This is a genomic window from Saccharopolyspora thermophila (assembly GCF_014646075.1).
Lineage (GTDB): Bacteria > Actinomycetota > Actinomycetes > Mycobacteriales > Pseudonocardiaceae > Saccharopolyspora > Saccharopolyspora thermophila.
Genome location: NZ_BMMT01000037.1, coordinates 1 through 2,371, shown reverse-complemented (window position 1 = coordinate 2,371; position 2,371 = coordinate 1). Strand labels below are relative to the sequence as shown.

General features: G+C 62.2%; 1 protein-coding gene. It reads left to right on the top strand.

Features of this window, described 5'->3' with window-relative positions; translation table 11 throughout:
* The coding region (locus tag IEY17_RS24930) for a hypothetical protein (RefSeq protein WP_188991909.1) at window positions 1-2,371 on the top strand (2,371 nt) is incomplete at both ends.

Below are 2,371 nucleotides of genomic sequence, written 5' to 3'. Positions count from 1 at the left end.
CGTGAAACGGCAACTGTTCCTCGACTTCCTCTCCGCCACGCGGGTCGAACCCCTGCGAACCACCCGGTTCACCAATGCCGAGCAAGACGCCATTGATGAGCAACAGGCGGCTGCCGACCAGTCTTCCCATGACGAGTCGACTGATTCGGAAGACAGACTCGGTCCGTTGTCTTTCGTGGGCGTTGATATTTCTGGTGATGAGGTTGCATTTTCCCCCGACAACGTGGTGTTTATGCAGAAGCCGGGGAATTCTGCTCGGCCCACGGTCGTCTCCATGTGGGATGAGAACGAACTGGAAGACGACGAACACCCCCGGCGCGTGTGGGAGTGGGCGGACAACATCGGGCGTCAGCTCCGGGTGATGCGTACGCTTCCTGGGGAGACGTGGCCGGAGGTGTTGCACTGGAGTCAGTTCAGGTTCCGTGGTGAGATCGACGCTCCTTTTGAGGTCCCGCTCGTCGTTGCCATTTATTCGGTTGACGACATGCTCGTCCTCCCGGTCGACCGCGGTAATGGAGTCGACAGTGTACTGGTTTCCAAGGAAACCGCGGCGGAATGCATCAGCAGGATTTTCCGGGGCTACGACTCGATGTTCCTGCTGATGCCGGAAAGTGAGCGGGCCGACTTCGCGGTGAACCTGGCCCGAGCCCTCGTCACACGGCGTAACAATCTTGTCGTGTACACCGGCGCGGGGACGACCTGTGTGACCGCCGACGGAAGGCTGGCTGTCCTGGACAACGCCGGCCTGGTGGCCGTGAAATCGCAGCCGAACCGGCGCAACAGGTCGAATCCCAAAGCAGTCACCACGTGGGTCGAAACCCTGCGGTCGACCCAGGTCACAGCCGCTCCGGTGTACGTGCTGCCAGGGTCAGCGGAAGGCGTTGGGGAAACTGTGCCGTCCGGTTCGGTCGATACACCGGACGTTCTGCAGCGGATCGTCGAAGCGGCCGAGGTCATCGAACCGGACAACATGAGGAAGGGCAGCAAGGCGGAGGTCGAGCGGCATCCGGCGGAGTCGAAGGAAACCTACCTCACCGACGGGCAGCGCAGGATTCGGCTGACTCCGCGCGTCGTCCGGGCGTGGCTGGCCGAGAACGGAATTTCCTACTCGCGGGATGGTGGCATAGCGCAGGCTGTCAGGATCTACATCAACAGCCCGAAGCATCCGGGGAACGCGCCCGAGCCTCGGGAATACCGGGTCGACGAGGCGGGGCGCTTCTTCGACACGGTTCGCCGCCTGGCCGCTCAGCACCACTTGGCCGAGCAACGGGGACTGGCGATAGCGATCAACAATCTGACGGATCACGTCGTAGCGGAATATCCGCCGGATCAGTACACCTATGTGGGTATCGGTCGCAGCCCGGCACCGCTCATCGCCGCTCTCCAGGCCCGTGGACACAACGCGGTCAGTATTCCGATGTCGGATTTCTGGGCGGCGCCGCCGCAGGATTCGATCCTGCACGACACCTTCGCATTTTTCGAGATCAACGAGCCCACGTTATGGCAAGAGACCGTTCTCGAGGAGCACTTTGACGAGTTCCTGGGCGATCTGCCCGCAGACCGCGACGTGCTGCTGCTTGACTACTCTGTGTCCGGATTCAGCCTGATCTCGGCGCAGTTCTTTATCCAGCGATACCTCGACGACCGGCAGAGCGATCTCGACTCCGGAGATGAATCCGACCGGAAGGGTACACCTGCTCCGGCGGTGCACGCGCTCGCGATGTGCCCCCTCGACCAAATCTACCAAGTCAAGTCGATCCGCAAGCGCATCCACAAGAATCCCAGGTTCGACAAGGATCTCCGCGATCTGTGGGAAAAGCGCTTCCGCCTTCTTCCGCTGGAATCCAACGGGCCAGTTGGTAAGTACGCCGACCTGCTGGCAGACGCGCTCGTGGAATCCGCTTTCGACGGCTTGGCTCAGTACGGCAAGTACCAGGTCCTCCAGCTGGTTGAAAGTTCCCCGAGGCTGAAGCGGGGCGACCAGCGTCCGCAGGACGGCTACCGGATGCTGCAGCGTCTCGTTGAGGACGTCCGGCTTGGGCCAGCAGGCAAGGCCGCCGCTCTCGAAGGCGTTGCTGCGCAGCAGGAGCGATCGGCGACGGGTTACGGTGGTGCGTTCCAAGCCGCGCTGGGGGAACCGTCGAGCCCGGCCGGTAGCGTGCCGGCTGGCATCGTCGCGGCTGAGTGGACCGGAGGTCTGGCAGGGATCGGGACTACCTGGGAGTTTGGTAACGGTTTTGGGTCGGTGTTGGGGTCTTCGTCGGTGGGGTCGGATGTTATATCGGCGGAGACGTTTGCTGATGATGAGGGTGCGGAGCGGGCGTTTCTGGGGGAGTTTTTCCCGAATTTGTCGGGGGTGAATCGTCCGGTT